The following is a 20,590-nucleotide window of genomic DNA, read 5'->3' on the forward strand; positions in this document are numbered from 1 at the left end:
TTACTTTGGCAGATTGAACGCGACTTTCAAGGCTTCCATATCCTTCATCGAAGTACCTTCCGGCTCAAATCCCATCGATTTGGCTGTCAGGTAAATCTGTGCGGATTTGGATAAGGTATCCACCATATCGAAAGCTTCCATTATGTTTTCACTGACAGAGCAGACCCCGTGTTTTTCCCACATCACCACATCGTAGTCTTTCAGCATTTCCACCGTGGCATCTGCCAGTTCCATCGAGCTTGGCATTTTGTATGAAATGATACCCAGGCCTTTAGGGCAGAACGCCCGTGTTTCGGGAATCATACTCCAAAGCAGGTATGTAAGCTTGTCTTTTTCGAGGAAAGCGGGATTATGAGTCATTGCTATCAGGTCGATAGGATGCGTATGCAACGCCGCTTTATAACCCGAGCCTATTCCTATCTGGTAATTGTGCATCGATAAATGTGACGGAAGTTCGGATGTCGGTTTCACCGGATTATCCGCTATTATCACATAGCTGGCACAGTCGTCGAGAATCCGAATAACGGATGCATTTTCCATCGGCCAGCGAGCAAGGTCGCGCATGCGCCTGTTTGTACCTTTGCAGAAGAAATAGCAGCCTTTGAGATGCGGAAGGGGCTTTCCTATCTGCATCACTTCGCTTATGGGCTTCATATTCCGTATTTCATCGTCTGCCACATCGGTAATATTGATCGTGATATTTCCGCCATTACGTTCAGCCCATCCTTTTTGCCACAGGTAGCCGGCTACTTCGGCAACTTCATTTACCCGTTTGGAGAGTTCGGGGCGATTTTCTAATATTGATTTCATTTCTATAATATTATAATTTCTGTAATTATCTTTTCAATAACTGATAGTATAGACAGATACGGGACCCAGCAAACCGGATGATTGTAATCCACTGTCTTTATTATACGGATTGACAGGGCACCAGGTCTGACGCTGATCTTCCGGAAGCATACTGTCCCCGGTCAGACGGTTTACCCAGTTATTGACAACTGATATTTCTATACTGTTTTCTCCTTCATTTATATAGTTGCTGATTTCTATCCGCCACGGCGCTGTCCATACTCCACCTGCATATTTGCCGTTTACGGAGACTTTAGCCATTACCATTGTTTTACCTAAATCGAGATAATAGGATTTGTCTTTTGAAATGTTTGCCAATGTCACATTATTCTTATAGACGGCTGTTCCCGAGTAATATTTTATACTGTCATTATCTGATAGCGTCCAATCCTGGAGCGTATTCATTACCACAGGTTTTACTGGGCCTCTCATTTTTGAGTCGAAAGTAACAGTCCACGGAGAAACAACAGCTTGTACAGGTTCTAGCGCCGGGTAATTTATATTCACGTCTCCTCCGGGTGATTCCTTAGATGGTTCGCGGAATACGATGAAAGCGCTTTCCACAGGTTCCAGTTTAAGGGGTAATATGGTTTTACCGTCTTTTACTGTATATGCTTTCAGCTTCCGGACAGTAGCCGTCAAAGGGTCCCACAATTCCGGTATTTTCCCTTCTATCCTGAATTCAGGATTTATGGAGATTGTTTGTCCCGACTGGTTTGATATAAAGTACATATCCCCGTCATTTTGTGTACGATGGATAAACAGCACAGGATCATCCTGTCCGGTTCTAAAGTCCGGAACTATTTTCAGCATATCAAATAACTCCTGCATCTCCATTCCGGAGGCGATCATACCTTTTCCGGTTTTTGCGTATCTGGTATTTATTCCATCTACACCATTCCATAGAGAAGCAGCAAGCTGTTTCACTTCATTGTCCGCCGCAGGATAATTCTCGTAACTTGGAGATCGTGTTGGTGCAGGACCTAAAACTACTGCGCCGTCATTCACCAGTTGTGATATTTTCTTTAAGAGTTCAGGTCGCATAGTTTCCTGCCGGGGCAAAACGAGCACTTTATATTTTATCCCGTCCGGTAATACGATATAGCCGTCTTTTACCTTAGCCCGTGTCATTAAAACTTCCGCGTTTATATAGTCAAAAGAATAACCTTTCGGCAAGGCAGGATCACAGACTCCGGTCATTTTAGGGGCGTCTTCACCTATAAAATAAGCCACATCGGCGACATAAGTGCCCTGCTGTAACATATAATTGCACCGTTTCAGGTACCGGAGAAAAATATCCATATCATAGAACCATGTATTCTTACGGTTAAATTCATTTCCGAACCATGCGTTCATACCCGGGTTTTTATCCTCGTAAGGCTGATGAACATACACATGCAACAGTGTACTATTTATACCTTCTGTAAAAAAACGGTCGCCACGCTGTTTCAGCAATTCCGGATAACGGGCAAAATGGGCGCCTCCCGCAGTAAAGGATTCCGCGAAGATCTTCTTTTTGCCATAAATATGCCCGCAGGAAGAAGCCGCCTTGTTTTCTATATCGCCAAGGGTGCCTTCGCTCCAGAATTCGCCTCCTATCTCGTCCGACTGGCCGCCATACTGCAAAAATTCACCGGGAAATCCCCAATGACCGTAATTTTCGAGCCATGTTTTTAAGCCATGTTTGCTACCTGCTTCACGGAATCCTCCCACAAAGTCATAGGCTACTTTATCTGCCACAAGCCGTCTTAAATCCCACAGAAAACGATCCGTGATATCGCGGCTGCCGACCACATAGCCGCTGAATGCAGGAATAAAAGGAACGGGATCATAGTTGTATCTCTTTTTGAAGTCTTCAACAAAACCGTCGGTCCAGTTCTGCCCTCCCACTTCATAGCTATCCTGCACTATAACTTTCCAGGTCTTCCTATCTTCGGCAGGAATGCGGCGTATTATCTCACCCATGAATGCATCGAAATGAGCCGCAACATGCTTTTTACTCATTTTATCAATTTCCAGGCCTTCTCCTTCAGCCGATGCTGGGGAATTGCGTGTGCCTGTCGGAACCATTCCCGAACGGATGATCTTCCAGTCGCCTTCCGGAACTTTCCACTCCAGATTACCATCTTTATCCATATACCCAGTAATATCAATGATTTTAGTCGGATCGACAAGAGACAATTTGTTGCCGGTTTCGGGTTGTTTGTCCCACATATATTCATGCCAGTACGGAAGCGGGCTTTGGAACATTTTGCCTAACGTTTTTTCTACATAGCGCTCCTCTAATGTTTCGGCAGATAACGAAAGCTCCGCTATGCCACAATTTTGGTTCGCGTTTGTAAATATTACCCTGAAATCTTTACTCTCTGTTTCCGGAACGGCTATTACCACCGGGCCATATGGGTTGAATCCGACCTGTACGCTTGCATTCGTGCGGTTGATATTGAATTTTCGAACTGCGTTGTATTGCCCGTTACTGTCTTTTACGAGTAATTCAATATCCGCGTTTATGGGATGCCGGGTGGGCAAAACCGATATAGACCTTAATACATAAGGTTCCGGATTTTCAAAATCTACTGTAACGGTTCCGAACGATTCCAAATTGATCCCCGTATCAGGATTTCCGTCTGCAATATAGGATATATCCCTGATCTGAGGTGTCGATTTTATTTTAGCAATCTTAGAGTTCAACGGCAGAAGTGATTTGTCGTAAGGAAAAGCCAAAACTTTTACATCCTGAAAATCGCCATCCGGCTTTTCCAGTTTCGTGCTTAATGCAAGCGGGCCTGTAACGGACAGTTCCGATACGGAAAGATAGCGCATCGACTGACCGGGTGTTACCCAGGGGCCTCCCGACTGGCTCCAGCCAGGGCCATTGAATATTCCTATTTCTATATCTAATTCTGTAGCCTTTTTCAGTGCGGTGTGCATTATATCCCACCACTCGTCCGAGAGCAGTTTTACATTCCCGTAGGGAATATCATTAGGACCTAATCCTATATTTCCGATAAAAGCTCTGTTGATGCCGACCTTCTTCATGGCTTCAAGATCTTTTATAACACCCTCTTTTGAGATGTTGTCCGATATCCAGTACCAATATACAGAGGTTTGCACCTCCCCGGGTATATCTTTAAAGTTTTTTTCTATTTCTGAAAAACTTACAACGGAATTTTCTTCATTTTCAGAAGACAAACAGCTTGTCAGAAAGAAACATATTAAAAATGTTCCGGCAATTAAATATAAAAACTTTATAATTTTCATACCTGTGATCTTTGATGCTGTTTATTTCAATATCTGAGGTAAAATTATAGAAATTATCAATACAAGCAACCCTATAACCAGTATAGTGATCGTCTTCTGTCCCGAACCTTTCCATTCTTTCAGTATAATGCCCCACAGATTACTGAACAATACGTTCAGCGACATCAGGATACTCCACGAGAATGCCATCATTACACTACCCGGCTCAAAGAAGCTCTGACCGATACCCAATCCGAAAAACTGAGAATACCAAAGCAATCCGGCCAAGGCGCAGAACATAAGGTTATTTATCCAGTTCGCACCTGTGATGGACGTATAATCCTTAAACGATTTATTCTTATAATTCTGATAAAGGCAATAGACCGCATTTGTGATGAAACCGCCCGTGGTAACAAGTAATATAACCGGGTTGAGAGCCAGCAGGGTGCTTGCTCCGGCTTCCAGCAATTGAGCCTTGATCGGTGCTCCGGCTTCCAGCCCGAGGTTGAAGCAGGCACTCATTACTCCTGCGAGAAGCGCAATAAGGATACCTTTTTTTAATGCAAAATCTTTTACCGCCTTTTTCTTTTCCTCCTCCGACATATTGCGCGATTTCAATGCTCCGGCATATCCGATTATCGCAATGCCGGCAATGGCTATCGATACTCCGATAAGGAGAATAAGCCCGTTGCCTTCAAAAAGGTTCTCTCCTTTCAGCAGAGCCGGAATCAATGTCCCGAAAGCCGAGCAGGTGCCCAGCGCCAGCGATTGCCCCAAAGCAATACCCAGATAACGCATACTAAGGCCGAACGTAAGTCCCCCTATTCCCCAGAGAATGCCATATCCTATTGGTTTCAGTATGGCGTCCCCTCCGGAAAACAATAGTTCGGTAAGCGAGAAACCGGAGGGAACAGCCAATAATGCTCCTATTAAAGGAAATACCAACCATGCGAAGATTCCCTGAACAAGCCAGAAACATTCCCACGACCAATTTTTCACTTTATTGATCGGCACGTAGGAACTGGATTGTCCGAGGCTTCCTATTGCAATTATTATTAATCCTATGATTGTATTCATATATATTCCACCTCCCCCTTGCCCCCTCCAAAAGAGGGGGGGATGAGAGTATTTGTTTTAATTAATTATTATTCATTTAAACATTCTTACTCCTCCCTTTTGGGGAGGTCGGGAGGGGTGTTTAACGTTTCGATGTTACGTCCTTTTCATACTGCTGTATTTCGCCGATATAATCTTCTCCGACAGCAATATTGTTTTTCAGGCAGAAGTAATCCCATACGGCATTCCAAGGCAAGCCCTTAGCTTCTTCGAGCAATGCGAGACGTTCAAAGTATTGTCCGTTGGCTTCGTACTCGCGAAGTTTGACGATCGGCTCGAGCAATCCCTGCAGGAATGCTTTCTGAGTAGAGCGTATACCGATTGCATAAGCGCCGATACGATTGATAGAAGCATCGAAGAAATCCAGTCCGATATGCACTTTGTCCAGTGCATCGGCACGTACGATTTCTTTTGCCAGATCGATAGTCTCATCATTGAGCAATACCACATGGTCAGAGTCCCAACGGACGGCACGGCTGACATGTAACATGATTTCAGGAGTGAAGAGAAGTAAAGATGAAATTTTGTCGGCGACACTCTCTGTCAGGTGGAAGTGTCCCATATCCAGTGTAACCATCTTTTGTTTTTTAGCCCCATAACCCAAATAGAAGTCATGTGAGCCTACTGTATAACTTTCGAGAGCGATACCGAATAGTTTAGACTCTATACAGTCTTTCATATTTTTATACTCTTTCGCAAATATCTGGTCTAAAGAGTTTTCCAGTAATGAACGGTACAGATAACGGTTTACAGTTACATCTTTCGATCCGTCGTGTACCCAGATATTCATAATACACGGATCGTTCTGGAATTTACCCATTTCTTCCGAAATGGCACGGCAGCGTTTTGTATGCTCGATCCAGAAATCACGGATAGATTTGTCGGGATTGGCCAGAGTGAGATCGCCGCTCTTAGGATGTCCGAATGATGTGGAGTTGAAGTCCAGTTTCAGGTCTTTCTCTTTCGCCCATTGCATCCAGCTTGTAAAATGGGATGGTTCAACTTCGTCACGGTCTACTACCTTCCCTCCGAAATCGCCATATATTTCGTGCAGATTGAGACGGTGCTTGCCGCCTACCAGTGTCTGCACCTTTTCAATATCGGCACGCAGTTCGTCGATGTTGCGGGCTTTCCCCGGATAGTTTCCCGTAGCCTGAATCCCACCGCCACCGAGATTACCCAGGTTTTCAAATCCTGTGACATCATCTGCCTGCCAGCAGTGGATGGATATTTGTATCTTTTGCAGTTTTTCGAGTGTAGCGTCTACATCTACTCCTATTGCCGCATAACGTTCTTTTGCTATTTCGTACGATTTTTGTACCAGTTCATTTTTTTTCATGATTATTTTATTTAAAGATTTAATTATTTAATGTTTAAAGATTCCATTTTTTTCGTGGCTTTGCCAAAGTCCCCCAAGGGGGATTCAGGGGGCCAGGATGGTGAGGAAGTCCTGATATTTCTCATTCCACTGTCCGGTATCCTGCGGATAGAAGGTTTCGGGGCTCACACTCCTGCGGATAACGTCCCTTATCTCCTGTAAAGAACCGACCAGCCCAAGTCCTTTTGCCTGCATCATTATATTCCCTATTGCCGTGGCTTCACCGGGACCTGCTACTACGGGCATACCGATTGCATTGGCTGTCATCTGGTTCAGCAATTTGTTTTGCGAACCGCCGCCAATCACATGCAGTTTTTCTATCGGGAAAGGCGCTACCTTTTGCAGGCAACCCAATACATATTTATATTTAAGGGCCAGGCTATCAAAGATGCAACGGATAAATTCCGCATCGCTTTGGGGTGATTTCTGGTTCGTTTTCTTACAGAAGTCAACTATTGCCTTTGTCATACACTCGGGATTGGCAAATGACGGATGGTCAGGGTCTACCAATGATTGAAAACCATTTACAGAACCGGATAGGGCTACAATTTCAGGATAAGTGTATTGCCTGCCGGCTATCTCCCATTCTTTACGGCATTGCTCCAGAAGCCACATGCCGGTAATATTTTTGAGAAAACGTACTGTGCCGTCTACACCTCCTTCGTTGGTGAAGTTCATCGCGAACGAATCTTCAGTGACTATGGGGTCATTGACTTCGATGCCCATCAGCGACCATGTTCCCGAACTCAGGTATGCGAAATTTTCATTTTCGGCAGGTACGGATACCACGGCCGAGCCTGTATCGTGCCCCGCAATGGCAATGACGGGTGCGTCGGTTATTCCGCATTCGTTCGCTAAAATACTGTTCAGATTACCGATTATCTGTCCCGGCATAACAACCGGAGGAATAATAGACGGACTGAGTCCTATTGCTTCCAGTAATTTATTTTCAATCTTTTTCGTCGTAGGGTTTAACAGCTGTGCAGTGGATGCAATGGTGTACTCACATACTTTTTTCCCTGTGAGCAGATAGGACAACGCATCGGGCATGAATAATATTTCCTTGGCAGCTTTTAGTGCGGATGAGCCTTCTCTTTTAGCAGCATATAACTGGAAGAGGCTGTTGAAATTCATTATTTGGATGCCAGTCAGTTCATATACTTCTTTGCGTGGTATGATCTTGAAATACTCGTCGGGTATGCCTACCGTATAAGGATCACGGTACGAGCGCGCTGTACCCAGAACGGAACCGTCTTCGCCCAGATATACAAAGTCTACGCCCCATGTATCGATACCGATAGCATCTATTTTTATATTTTGGGACGAGGCGGCGCGCATGCCATCCTTCAATGCTTCATACAGGGCGAATACATCCCAGTAGTATTTATCATGGATGTGTATTATCTTGTTCGGAAAGCGTGTAAGTTCTTTCAGTTCTACTTTGCCGTTACATAATGTGCCGATAATACTGCGCCCGCTGGTGGCGCCAATGTCGAATGCGAGAAAATTGTACGTGTTGCTCATGATTTCAGATTAATTTTCATGATACAAATTTAGGTTTTAACTAATCCTGCGAATTGCACAAAATGATATACTACCTTGAAAAAATGATAAATCTTATTTTCAGGGACATATATATTCTGTTGGTATTTTCTTATTACTTTATCTATATTATAAGTTGATCGTTCTTTGAAGTGTTGGATTTAGTATTTAAAAATTTAATGTTTAAGGATTCAATAATTAAAATGCGTAAAAGTTGTCACCTTTGTTACTTTTTATATAGTGTTCTTTGTGTAAATCTTTGTGCCCCTTGTGGTAAAGAGTTTTAACCACCAAGTACACGAAGGAAATCACAAAGGGCACAAAGGCTGAAAAGACTGTTACTTTTGTTACCTTTTAACGAGTAGTAAGTATTGAGTAATAAGTTGAAAGTTATATGAGATACGAGTAGACAAGATACGAGATACAAGTTGCTAACTGTTTACTGCTAACTGTTAACTGTTCACTGAAAAAAGTGTTACCTTTTTTAAGAGTTACGGGTTAATTCACCCTTCGGGCAGTTACGGGTTGGCCAGCGTCTTATTTTGTTTCACGCAAAGACGCAAAGGTGCAAAGTTTTTACATCTTATGATACGAGTTGTTAACTGATAACTGTTCACTGTAAAGGTTGTTACCTTTTTACGTCTTAGCGATGGGTTTAAAACCACAGAGCAAGAGGAGTAGCGCGGGGTTCATTGGAGAAAATATATATAAAAAGAGAGATCGGAGAAGGTAATCAGAATTTTTAGGACAAAAGGGTTATAGTCCGGCTTTTACACTGGCATAGTAAAAACTAAGAAATCGAAACCCATAATTAATAACTAATTAATTATCTTTGTACTCTTATTTATTATAAAAATTCATCCGATAAAAAAATGAGAATTGCTATTGTTGGCACAAGTGGTGCTGTAGGTCAGGAATTTCTTAGAGTTCTTGACGAGCGTGACTTTCCTATTGAGGAATTAGTATTGTTTGGTTCTGCCAGAAGTGCGGGAACTACTTATACCTTTCGCGATAAACAGTATACAGTCAAACAACTGGAGCATAATGACGATTTCAAAGATATAGATATAGCTTTCGTTTCGGCCGGAGGTAGTGTCTCCGTTGAGTTTGCTTCTACGATTACCAAGCACGGGGCGATAATGATAGATAATTCGAGTGCATTCCGCATGGATAAAGATGTGCCGCTTGTAGTACCTGAGGTAAACGGAGAGGATGCGAAGGTGCGTCCGAAAGGTATTATTGCCAATCCTAATTGTTCTACGATACAGATGGTGGTAGCGATGAATGTGATAGAGAAAATCTCTCATATCAAACGTGCTCATGTAGCTACATATCAGGCCGCATCGGGAGCAGGAGCCGCTGCTATGGATGAGCTTATCAACCAGTTTAAGCAAATAGCGTACAATACGGATGTTACCGTTGAGAAATTTGTTTACCAGCTGGCATATAACCTGATTCCGCAGATAGATGTATTTACCGATAACGGTTATACAAAAGAAGAACTGAAGATGTATAACGAGACACGTAAGATAATGCATTCCGATATTGAAGTCAGCGCAACATGTATCCGTGTACCGGTTTTACGCTCTCATTCGGAAGTTATCTGGGTAGAGACAGAACGTCCGGTTTCACCCGGTGAAGCCCGTGAAGCATTCTCTAAGGCCGAAGGTGTGATCGTACAGGACAATCCTTCTGAAAAAGAATATCCAATGCCTTTGTTTGTGGCAGGTAAGGACCCTGTATATGTAGGAAGAATCCGTGAAGATATCGCCAACCCGAACGGGCTGACATTCTGGGTGGTGGCCGATCAGATAAAGAAGGGCGCAGCACTGAATGCCGTACAGATAGCTGAATATTTGATAAAAGAAAAAGCTATTTAAATAGGAAACTTGTTTGTATAATCAAAACAAACAATTATATTTGCATCGCAATTGAGCAAAATGATGCTTTTTGCGATTTCAGGAAGTGTGGGTGAGTGGCTGAAACCACCAGTTTGCTAAACTGACGTACGGGTAACTGTACCGGGGGTTCGAATCCCCCCGCTTCCGCAAATGTTAAAATTTCACCGGATTTATAAGCGACCGCAGGGTCGCTTTTTTATGGTGTAAAATCATAATAAGCGTTGATTTACAATTGACTATAAAAACATTACCCCCGATACAATTATCCATTTGTCAGTTGGCAATACCGCCCAATCATAACCGCTTTCAGCTTTTTACCACTAAAAGTGTAACTGTTTAAATATATCAATTAAGCGAAGAATCATTTAAACGATTGATTCAACGACAAATAAACCGGTCACATTTTTGAATATCACTTTTTTTATGGCAAAAAATAATAAAGCCCCATACTTTATGATACAGGGCTATTAAGTCTATATGAAAGTATATTAATAAAATACTTTTTCAATGAGTTGAGATGTAATAACCAACTCTGCTTTTGGAAATTCTTTTTGTACTTCTTGAGTAACATCTTCCATTAAAGCCATTGGGAATTTTTCTGTCGCTTTTGTTGTTGGATAATATCTTCCAAGAACGAATATTCTTTTTTCAACGCTAAAATCTATTTCATACCCCCATTTATAAGCTTCTGTAAAATTCTCGTTACCATGTTCTTTCATTTCAAAAGAAGTTTCCACCTTTTTATTACCACCGTATGTATCTGTATAAATGATAGCTTCTCCTTTGCCATTCAGTCTATCAGTAAAGATAAATTTATAACCTCCATCTACTTTTACCGGTATTTTAGCAAGTTGAGCTTCAATAATTGCATTTTTTTGGTTCTCGGTCAAATCTCCTCCAACTACTTTTACATTTTGTTGCTTTACAATATAACTATGAGTTTCATAATCCACAATAACATTCAGGATCAATGAGTTTTGAGAATTATCAGTTATGGCAATTTTAGTTTCTCCTAAACCAATAATCTCAATACTAAAATCTATAGTTGAAATCATGTTGACTTTGACTATATCTTCATTTTCTGATTTTACAGAGTAATTTCCATCTCCCCCTTGTATCGGAAAACTATATTTAGTATCGTTAGGATACATTAACGAGATTGTTGTATTTTCCTGGTCCTTTAGCGTAATAGGCTTTAAACCACTGTCATTATCATCACAGGAATAAAATATGCATCCAATCATTAACAATGTAAAACAAAGCATTTTTTTCATAGTGTATGTATTTTTAATTAGTGTCTATATTTATATGATGCAATATTGGTGTTTTTTGCTGCATTTTATATTATAGCGAATGTAAAAATATAGTTATGATACTATTTCTTATGACAAAGTCATATCGTCAAATTACACTTTTGCATAGCGATTCCTGTAGTATAGAAGTTCACATTTCCTTTTCTGTTAAATTCGTCTTTTAGTTGTTTCCGGGTATGTATTCTATTTTGTATTCCATTTTCTTTATTCTTTGAAAATAACCTGTATATCTGTAAAGAACTTATTTAAATCGCTATTAATGTCCGAAGCGGCTGTTTAAGTTTGTTAGGACAGTTATCAGAGACCGTTTGTTTACCGTTTTTCTTATAAAGAAAAAGCAGAAAAGGACTACCTTTTCTGCTCTTTATCTTTTAGAGATGTAATAGTTAAATTACAATGCAGCTAAATCAGCACCAGCTTTAAATTTAACAGTTTTCTTAGCAGGGATATTGATAACTGCCTTAGTTCTAGGATTAATCCCTTTTCTAGCAGCTTTTTGAGTTACAGAGAATGTACCGAAACCAACTAGGGCTACTTTTCCACCTGCTTTAACTTCTCCTGTTACTGATTCGATAAAAGCTTCCAGCGCTTTTTTAGAATCTACTTTGCTCAAGCCTGATTTTTCAGCAATAGCATTGATAAGTTCTGTCTTGTTCATAATAAATTTTGTAATGATTAATTAAACATTATATAACTGAAATTACGTTTTTCTCCATCTTCTATTTCTAGCTCCCAAATATAAGTGTTTTATTTAATAATCATAAAAAAAATAGGGAAAAACTCACACCAAATCGCAAAATATCTAAATGTAGACCTCATTTTAGAATAAAAAAGAAAAAATATAAGTACTTTTGGGCTTTGGATAAACAAATTTTAAGGAAATAAGATGAATCAGAATAGTGCGGGTTTTATGGGTTCCATTCCGGTTGTCACACGGAATCTGCTTATCATAAATGTATTAGCATATTTCGCAACTATAATGTTGAAGAATGTAGTGGACCTGAATGATTACCTGTCTCTTCATTATATCTCTTCCTCCCTTTTTATGCCTCACCAGATCATAACGTATATGTTTATGCACGGCAGTATTAGCCATTTATTTTTCAATATGTTCGCCGTATTTATGTTTGGACGCGTATTGGAAACAGTGTGGGGGCCTAAGAAATTCTTTGTATATTATGTTATTACGGGAATAGGAGCGGCAGCCCTGCAAATATTAGTGACCTACCTCCGGATCAGAGGTATCGAAGGAAGTTTATCTCCTGATATAGTATCACAAGTGCAAGCCGGAGTTACCAGTATTATGGCAAACGTAAATGATCACGAAGCAATACAGGATTTATTCGTACTTATCAATACTCCAATGCTGGGCGCGTCAGGCGCAGTCTTTGGAATACTGGTAGCGTTCGGGATGCTGTTTCCCAACGCAGAGCTAATGCTCTTGTTTCCACCGATACCAATCAAGGCTAAATGGTTCGTTATCGGATACGGAGTCATAGAGCTTTCTTTAGGTATTGTGGATAGGGTTGGTGATAACGTGGCACATTTTGCCCATCTGGGAGGACTAATAACAGGTCTTATCATATTACTTTACTGGCGTAAAAAAGGATTTACTACAAATGGGAATATTTTCGGATAATATAAAACCGATACTTAAGCGAAAGGATGTATTGATACGGTTGATCGTCATCAATATATGCGTTTTCCTGATATTGATAGCGGTCAACATCACCAAGCTGTTCAATATAGATATTACTGATTACATTATCAGCTATATAGCCATACCGGCACAACCCGGATTATTGAAGACGCATTTCTGGACACCTTTAACATATATGTTTGTGCATGAAGGCTTTTTCCATATACTATTCAATATGTTAATGCTGTATTGGTTCGGACAGATATTTCTTTCGTATTTCAATGCCAAAAGCCTTGGCAGCTTATATATACTCGGAGGATTGGCCGGAGCCGCCCTTTTCGTACTGACATTCAATACGGTCCCGATGTTTGTGCTTATGAACGAGGCTCCGATGATCGGAGCATCAGCTTCGGTAATGGCAATCATATTTGCGGTTGCATTTTATCGGCCTGATACCGAAATCGGGCTCCTTTTTCTGGGACGGATAAAAATCATCTATATAGCTTTGGTAATCTTTGTTCTCGATTTTATCGGCCTTACCAGCACCAGTAATCCCGGAGGTCATATAGCCCACATTGGCGGCGCATTAATGGGATATATATATGCGAAGCAATATCTGAAGGGAAAGGACATCACTCGCTGGGTCAACAGAATAATAGATTTTATTGCCAATTTAACAAAGCCTAAATCAAAGACCAACCCTAAAATGAAGGTGAAGTACAAGAACCAAACGGACTACGAATATAATCAGCGAAAATATAACGAATCCGAAGAAATAGACCGCATTCTGGATAAGCTTAAGGCCTCAGGCTATAACAGCCTTAGTTCAGCAGAAAAAAAACGATTATTCGATGCCAGCAACAAGTAATCTCTTAGGGAAGAAGATCGGCAGAGTTATTAAGTATACGGTCTTTGCAACCAACATTGTAGCAATTATTTTATTACTATTATCATTATTAGCATGGTCGGTGGTTCCCTCCAAAGCTCTCCTCATCGCTTATTTAGGGTTGATATTTCCCATCCTGCTATTTATTAATATAGCTTATCTCATTCTCTGGACTGTTTTCTTCCGCTGGAAGTATGCTGTCATACAACTTGTTGTAATCCTGGCCTGCTGGCAACCGATATCTACCTGTTTCCCCGTACATATGGAAACAAAAGAAAAAGACATCCCCAAAAACAGTATTAAGGTGCTCACCTATAATGTCAGGGGGTTTAACTGGCTGACAGGCAACAAAGCCCGGAATAACCCGATTCTGGACTATGTAACACAAAGCAATGCCGACATTGTCTGTTTTCAGGAGTTTGCCGTATCAACCAAGAAGAGTAATGGCAGTATCATTTCAGTGCAGGAACTGAACGAGATAATGAAGGACTATCCATACCGTTCTATCACCGAATTAGGGAAAACGGGTAAGGCAAAAAAGTCTTATATTTACGGCATCGCCTGCTATTCAAAGTTCCCTATCACAGAATCAATAAAGGTACCTATTCAAAGTACTTACAACGGCTCTGTTATACACAAGCTGGAAATAGACCGCCGCACTGTCACCCTTGTCGTGAACCATCTGGAGTCGAACAGGCTGACCACTGAAGACAAAAAACTCTATAAAGACTTTCTGAAAACAAGGGACAGGGAATCGTTCGACGAAATGGCCAGTACCCTTCAGGACAGATTGGGTGCAGCATATCAGATACGCGAATCGCAGGTAAACCTTATCAGAAGTTTTATGGATAAGCAGGATGCCAAAGCAACCATCGTATGCGGCGACTTCAATGATACGCCCATATCATACGCCTATCGCACGATGAAGGGCGATTTGGTGGACTCATACGCAAATTCGGGTTTTGGACAAGGGATAACTTATCATGAAAACTACTTCTGGGTGAGAATAGACTTTATACTGCACTCCCGCGCCTTCGAATCCTATAATTGCACAGTAGACAAGGTTAAGTATTCCGATCACTACCCTGTGTGGACATATCTCGCCTTCAAGTAAATTTCACTCCTCGATCACCGTATCTCCAACAGAACCACATTCTCTACATGATGAGTATGGGGGAACATATCTACCGGCTGAACTTTCGAAACTTTATACTTCTCGTCCAATAGAGACAGATCCCTGGCCTGAGTCGCCGGATTACAGCTCACGTACACAATCCGCCGGGGTTCGGCAAATAATATGGACCTGATAACATCGTCATGCATCCCTGCGCGCGGAGGATCGGTAATGATTACATCCGGACGGCCATGTTCATTAATGAAATCCTGTGTAAGTATATCCTTCATATCCCCGGCATAGAACAGTGTATTATCTATCTTGTTGTTCTGCGAATTGAACCTGGCATCCTCAATAGCATCTTCCACATATTCTATTCCAATGACCTTTTTCGACCGGCGCGCGACAAAGTTAGCGATTGTGCCTGTTCCGGTATATAGGTCATACACAAGCTCATCCCCGTTCAACTGCGCAAAATCCCGTGCAATTTTATATAGATTATAAGCCTGCTCACTATTTGTCTGATAGAATGATTTCGGACCAATTTTAAATTTAAGCCCCTCCATCTCTTCATAGATAAAATCATTGCCTTTCCATGTCAGCACCTCCTGATCGGTGATCGTATCATTCGCCTTCTGGTTGATAATATACAGCAGGGCCGTAATCTGAGGAAACTTATCGGCGATGGCTTTCAGCAAATCTTCCTGCTGTTGTTTGCCGTCATCGTAGAATACAACGATAACCATCAATTCGCCGGTAGTAGATGTGCGGATTATCAGGTTGCGCATCAATCCTCCCCTGTTCCGCAGGTCAAAAAAAGCATATCCTTTTTCATGGCAGTACTGACGGATAAAGTTGCGTATCTGGTTCGAAACATCATCTTGCAACCAGCATCTATTGATATCCAGTACCTTGTCGAACATTCCCGGAATGTGAAAGCCCAACGCATCCATATTCATTTCTGCGAAATCCCCTCCCGAACGTAATTGCTCCAAGGTCAGCCATTTCTTATTCGAGAAAGTGTATTCCAGCTTATTCCGGTAAAACTCTGTCTTTTCCGAACCCAGGACAGGTTGAATTTCGGGCAGCTCTATTTTCCCTATGCGGGTAAGGTTGTCGGCCACCTGTTTCTGTTTGAATTTCAACTGCTCCGGATATGGCAGTATCTGCCATTTACATCCGCCACAGATGCCGAAATGTTCACAGAATGCTTCTACCCGGTCAGGAGAGTATGTTACAAAGCGGACGGGTTTACCCTCTGCATACTTATTTTTCTTACGGGTGATCTGTAAATCGACTACATCGCCCGGTACTACATACGGGATAAACACGACCAGATCATCTACTTTGGCTATGGCCTTGCCTTCAGCGGCTACATCTATAATCTGTACATTCTCTATCAGAGGAAGCTCTTTTTTCTTTCGGCTCATTGATGTTTCTTTAGTTTCGGAAATGGATGCAAAGATAGGGAAATAGTTAGGAATTATGAATAATAAGTGTAAGTTATGGATATAAAGGCTATCACATATTCCGGCTTTTAGCTGATGCTTATCAGTTGCCGGCATGTATCCGGTCAGTTTTATGTAAAATCATACATATAGAAATAAACGGACAATTTTATGTATGTTTTGAAGATCTGGAAAATAAAGTATAAAAAGTATTTGCCGGAGTGTTTTTTTGCTGTCTCCCGGGGTTCTGGCCAACAGACCCGGCGCAAATGATCTCAGCTAAGATCCTCTTGCAGATATCACATAATTTTAGTATTATTGCAATCTATTTGTCATCATTATGCATGGCCGCTTTAATCTTTAAATAAGATATTTGCCCATATACATCATTTTGCAAATAAGTGCTCTTAAATTAACGATTAATATTTAATACCTATATCCGGGCCGGTTTCGGTTTATTACTGCATTCGTTTCGCCCCGGTATAAAAACAAACAGATGTCATATCCACCGGGATGCCGGAGCTTATTCAATAAAATATTCAACAAAACAAAAATAAGGTAAATGAAAAGAACGTACATTTTTTTTAGTTTAATTATCAGCGTCTGCGCTTTTAGCAACTGTAGCAAAAAGGAAGTATCAAACACCGTATCTAATCAGGAAAGAGCGCAAATCACACTGGACTCTCTTTACCGGAACTATTCGGCTCCCAATACCAACCTGCTGCGGGAAAATTATCCGTTCGACGAAGCATACACTGCTACGTATCTGGCTTCATCAGAACAGGCCAATACACCTAATCAGTATTCTTACCTGTGGCCTTACTCGGGCACATTCTCTGCTGTCAATGCACTGTTTGAAGCCACAAAGGACAAAAAATACCAGCAAATACTGGATACAAAAGTGCTGCCGGGACTGGAAGAATATTTCGATCTGAAAAGAAATCCTCCGGGATACGCTTCATATATAAACGCAGCTCCGCAGTCCGACCGGTTCTATGATGATAATGTATGGCTGGGTATAGACTTTACGGACACTTATATGATGACCAACGAGAGTAAATACCTTGACAAGGCCAAACTGATCTGGACTTTTGTTGCCAGTGGTATCGACGACAAGCTGGATGGTGGTATCTATTGGTGCGAACAGAAAAAAGAATCCAAAAATACCTGTTCGAACGCCCCGGGTTCCGTCTTTGCTTTAAAACTGTTCGAAGCTACAAAAGACAGTACATATTTCCATTTAGGAAAAAACCTGTATGACTGGACAAAAAAACACTTACAGGATACATCAGATTATCTTTATTATGACAACATAGGGCTCAACGGCAAAATAGGCGAAGCCAAATATGCTTACAACAGCGGGCAGATGATGCAATCTGCGGCGCTCTTATATAAGTTTACAAAGGATGAAACATACCTCTCCGAAGCACAGAATATAGCCAGTTCGTGCTATAATCATTTCTTTAATGATTTCACCTCACCGGATGGCGAACAGTTCAAATTACTGAAAAAGGGTGATGTATGGTTTATAGCCGTTATGCTCAGAGGTTTTATAGAACTATATCATCTGGATAACAACAAGATATACATAGATACCTTCGACAAGAATCTGGACTATGCATGGACCCACACACGTGACGATAACGGACTTTTCAATACAGACTGGAGCGGGAAAAAGAAGGATGACAAAAAATGGTTGTTGACTCAGGCCGCCATGATTGAAATGTATGCGCGGATAGGAGCTATAAAATAATGAAGGATTAATAATTAAGAATGAAGAGTGGTGTGAGTGGCATGTAACTTATAATTCTTAATTTATAACTCAATAACACCCCTTATAATTTAACGACCAGAATGAAAAAAATTTTACTTGCGGTTTTATTCATGAATTGCTTAGCGTTGTGCCTTTACGCCCAGAAGCAAACAGAACTGTCGTCTCCGGACGGGGCACTGAAAGTGTCATTAAATATATCCGACAGGATATATTATGACATTTCGTGCAATAATGATGTATTATTAAAAAATAATTATCTGCAATTAAGCCTGAGGGACGGAATACTGGGACAAAACCCCAAATTATCGAAACAAAAACGGTCGCAGGTAAAATCGGAAAGCAAACCTGTTGTCCCATTGAAATTTTCAACGGTGAAAGACGAGTATAACCAGCTCCTGCTAACGTTCAAGGGAGATTACTCAGTTGAATTCCGTGCATACAATGATGGGATCGCTTACCGTTTTATCACAAATAAGAAAACGGAAGCAGAAGTATTGGGTGAAGACCTCGTTGTGAATTTCCCTGCCGGATACCTGCTGCATCTGCAACAACCGGGTAGTTTCAAAACTGCATATGAGGAACCATATACACACATCGAAAGCAAAGACTGGAAAGCCTCCGATAAGATGGCTGTACTACCGGTATTGATAGATACAAAAAAGCAATACAAAATACTTATCTCCGAATCCGACCTGTCCGACTATCCATGCTTGTTTCTTAAAGGCACAGGCACTAACGGTATGCAATCGGTATTCCCCAAAGTCCCCCTCGAATTTGGTGACGACGGTGACCGCAGCGTAAAATTGCTTAGAGAGGCCGATTATATAGCCAAAACTTCCGGAAAAAGGAATTACCCGTGGCGCTATTTTGTGATAACAAAAGACGATAAGCAACTGATAGAAAACACCATGACATATAATCTTGCTACCAAAAACCAATTGCAGGATATTTCATGGATAAAGCCCGGACAGGTAAGCTGGGAATGGTGGAACGATGCGTCGCCTTATGGCCCGGATGTAAATTTTGTAGCGGGCTACAACCTGGAAACATATAAGTATTATATAGATTTCGCCTCCAAATTCGGAATCCCTTATATTATTATGGATGAAGGCTGGGCAATGAGTACGCGCGACCCTTATACACCGAATCCGAAAGTAGATGTACATGAACTGATCCGCTACGGAAAAGAAAAGAATGTAGGGATTGTGCTCTGGCTTACATGGCTGGTTGTAGAAAACAATTTCGAAATATTCAGGACATTTCAGGAATGGGGCGTGAAAGGTGTGAAAATCGACTTTATGGACAGGAGCGATCAGTGGATGGTAAACTATTATGAAAGAGTGGCTAAAGAAGCCGCGAAGCACAACATCCTGGTCGACTTTCACGGTTCTTTCAAACCGGCAGGACTGGAATATAAATACCCGAATGTACTCTCTTATGAGGGTGTAAGAGGAATGGAACAGATGGGCGGTTGTACTCCCGACAACAGTGTTTACTTCCCGTTTATGCGTAATGCCGTAGGGCCTATGGATTATACGCCGGGGGCTATGATCAGCATGCAGCCAAATGTATATTGCGGACAAAGGCCGAATTCCGCCAGTATAGGAACACGCGCTTACCAACTGGCGCTATTTGTGATCTTCGAAAGCGGGCTGCAAATGTTAGCGGATAATCCTACTTTATATTACCGCAATGAAGATTGTACAAAGTTTATCACACAGGTGCCTACCACATGGGATGAAACTAAAGCTTTGGCTGCGCAGGTTGGGGAATATACCATTGTAGCTAAGCGTAAAGGAGATAAATGGTATATCGGAGGAATGACTAACAATAAAGAAACCTCCCGTGAGTTTGAACTGGACCTGAGCTTTCTCAACAATGGAAAAACATATACAATGACATCATTTGAGGATGGTATCAATGCCGGCAGGCAGGCAATGGACTACAGAAAAAAGAGCACTGGTGTGAAATCCGGGGATAAGATTAAGATCAATATGGCAAGAAACGGAGGTTTTGCTGCTGTAATAGAATAAGATTATAAAACAAAGGGCAGTTAATCTTTTATTATTTACGATAGATAACCTCAGGCCTCTGGCTTGAGGTTATTTATTTTATAAGAGATATGAGGCTGTTTGCATAAAACAGGGATTTCTTTATCTATACATTTGCCGGAGCTCTTTGAAAGATTGATTAAAGCAGTTACGAGTTACAAGTAAACAAGATACGAGATACAAGTTGTTCACTGAAAAAACTGTTACGTTTGTTACCTTTTTTAATAGTTACAAGTTACTTCGCCCTGCGGGCAGTTACGAGTTACAAGTTAGTTTACTGCTAACTGTTGACTGTTCACTGTTGATTGTTAACTGATATATCTGTTACTTTTGTTACCT

Annotated in this window: 14 protein-coding genes and 1 tRNA gene; 7 read left to right on the forward strand and 8 right to left on the reverse strand. The window is 41.3% G+C overall.

Annotated elements, in window-relative coordinates:
• The 5 genes from rhaD to ACFO6W_RS17920 all read right to left on the reverse strand — a co-directional run bounded on the left by rhaD (nt 1) and on the right by ACFO6W_RS17920 (nt 8,107).
• Nucleotides 1-810 (reverse strand): rhamnulose-1-phosphate aldolase, encoded by an 810-nt coding sequence (rhaD, locus tag ACFO6W_RS17900; RefSeq protein WP_379998917.1) that lies wholly within the window; start codon nt 808-810, stop codon nt 1-3.
• A gap of 33 nt (nt 811-843) precedes the next feature.
• Nucleotides 844-4,110: a glycosyl hydrolase gene (locus ACFO6W_RS17905; RefSeq protein WP_379998919.1), complete on the reverse strand. Its 3,267-nt coding sequence runs from the start codon at nt 4,108-4,110 to the stop codon at nt 844-846.
• A gap of 21 nt (nt 4,111-4,131) precedes the next feature.
• The gene (gene rhaT / locus ACFO6W_RS17910) at nt 4,132-5,166 is read right to left on the reverse strand and encodes an L-rhamnose/proton symporter RhaT (protein ID WP_379998921.1); all 1,035 of its coding nucleotides are present in this window, start codon (nt 5,164-5,166) and stop codon (nt 4,132-4,134) included.
• A gap of 121 nt (nt 5,167-5,287) precedes the next feature.
• Nucleotides 5,288-6,544 (reverse strand): L-rhamnose isomerase, encoded by a 1,257-nt coding sequence (locus tag ACFO6W_RS17915; RefSeq protein WP_379998923.1) that lies wholly within the window; start codon nt 6,542-6,544, stop codon nt 5,288-5,290.
• 84 nt (nt 6,545-6,628) lie between these two features.
• Nucleotides 6,629-8,107 carry a rhamnulokinase gene (locus tag ACFO6W_RS17920; RefSeq protein ID WP_379998925.1) on the reverse strand — a complete coding sequence of 493 codons (1,479 nt, stop codon included), beginning with the start codon at nt 8,105-8,107 and terminating at the stop codon, nt 6,629-6,631.
• Between the two features lie 890 nt (nt 8,108-8,997).
• Here ACFO6W_RS17920 and ACFO6W_RS17925 point away from each other — a divergent pair.
• Nucleotides 8,998-10,005, forward strand: coding sequence for an aspartate-semialdehyde dehydrogenase (locus tag ACFO6W_RS17925; RefSeq protein ID WP_379998927.1), 1,008 nt, complete (start codon nt 8,998-9,000; stop codon nt 10,003-10,005).
• Nucleotides 10,006-10,086: 81 nt separating this feature from the next.
• A tRNA-Ser gene (locus ACFO6W_RS17930) sits at nt 10,087-10,173 on the forward strand.
• Nucleotides 10,174-10,514: 341 nt separating this feature from the next.
• Here ACFO6W_RS17930 and ACFO6W_RS17935 read toward each other — a convergent pair.
• Both ACFO6W_RS17935 and ACFO6W_RS17940 read right to left on the reverse strand, forming a co-directional pair.
• Complete coding sequence (locus tag ACFO6W_RS17935; RefSeq protein ID WP_379998929.1) at nt 10,515-11,300, reverse strand: hypothetical protein; 786 nt, start codon at nt 11,298-11,300, stop codon at nt 10,515-10,517.
• A gap of 430 nt (nt 11,301-11,730) precedes the next feature.
• Nucleotides 11,731-11,997, reverse strand: coding sequence for an HU family DNA-binding protein (locus ACFO6W_RS17940; protein WP_006801109.1), 267 nt, complete (start codon nt 11,995-11,997; stop codon nt 11,731-11,733).
• Nucleotides 11,998-12,225: 228 nt separating this feature from the next.
• On the opposite strand from ACFO6W_RS17940, the gene ACFO6W_RS17945 reads away from it, so the two are divergent.
• Genes ACFO6W_RS17945 through ACFO6W_RS17955 form a run of 3 tightly spaced genes read left to right on the forward strand, consistent with a single transcriptional unit; the run spans nt 12,226 to nt 14,978 of the window.
• On the forward strand, nt 12,226-12,978 hold the full coding sequence (locus ACFO6W_RS17945) for a rhomboid family intramembrane serine protease (RefSeq protein WP_379998931.1): 753 nt from the start codon (nt 12,226-12,228) through the stop codon (nt 12,976-12,978).
• On the forward strand, nt 12,959-13,846 hold the full coding sequence (locus tag ACFO6W_RS17950; protein ID WP_379998933.1) for a rhomboid family intramembrane serine protease: 888 nt from the start codon (nt 12,959-12,961) through the stop codon (nt 13,844-13,846). The genes ACFO6W_RS17945 and ACFO6W_RS17950 overlap by 20 nt, the downstream gene beginning before the upstream one ends.
• A complete protein-coding gene (locus ACFO6W_RS17955) occupies nt 13,830-14,978 on the forward strand; it encodes an endonuclease/exonuclease/phosphatase family protein (RefSeq protein WP_379998935.1) in 1,149 nt (382 codons plus the stop codon). The genes ACFO6W_RS17950 and ACFO6W_RS17955 overlap by 17 nt, the downstream gene beginning before the upstream one ends.
• Before the next feature lie 14 nt (nt 14,979-14,992).
• Here ACFO6W_RS17955 and rlmD read toward each other — a convergent pair whose 3' ends face one another.
• Nucleotides 14,993-16,408 carry a 23S rRNA (uracil(1939)-C(5))-methyltransferase RlmD gene (gene rlmD / locus ACFO6W_RS17960; protein ID WP_379998963.1) on the reverse strand — a complete coding sequence of 472 codons (1,416 nt, stop codon included), beginning with the start codon at nt 16,406-16,408 and terminating at the stop codon, nt 14,993-14,995.
• A gap of 580 nt (nt 16,409-16,988) precedes the next feature.
• On the opposite strand from rlmD, the gene ACFO6W_RS17965 reads away from it, so the two are divergent.
• The gene (locus ACFO6W_RS17965; RefSeq protein ID WP_379998937.1) at nt 16,989-18,179 is read left to right on the forward strand and encodes a glycoside hydrolase family 76 protein; all 1,191 of its coding nucleotides are present in this window, start codon (nt 16,989-16,991) and stop codon (nt 18,177-18,179) included.
• 101 nt (nt 18,180-18,280) lie between these two features.
• Nucleotides 18,281-20,233: a glycoside hydrolase family 97 protein gene (locus ACFO6W_RS17970; protein ID WP_379998939.1), complete on the forward strand. Its 1,953-nt coding sequence runs from the start codon at nt 18,281-18,283 to the stop codon at nt 20,231-20,233.
• Nucleotides 20,234-20,590: the final 357 nt, after the last annotated feature.

Source organism: Dysgonomonas termitidis (assembly GCF_042654545.1).
In the GTDB taxonomy this organism is placed as follows: Bacteria; Bacteroidota; Bacteroidia; order Bacteroidales; family Dysgonomonadaceae; genus Dysgonomonas; species Dysgonomonas termitidis.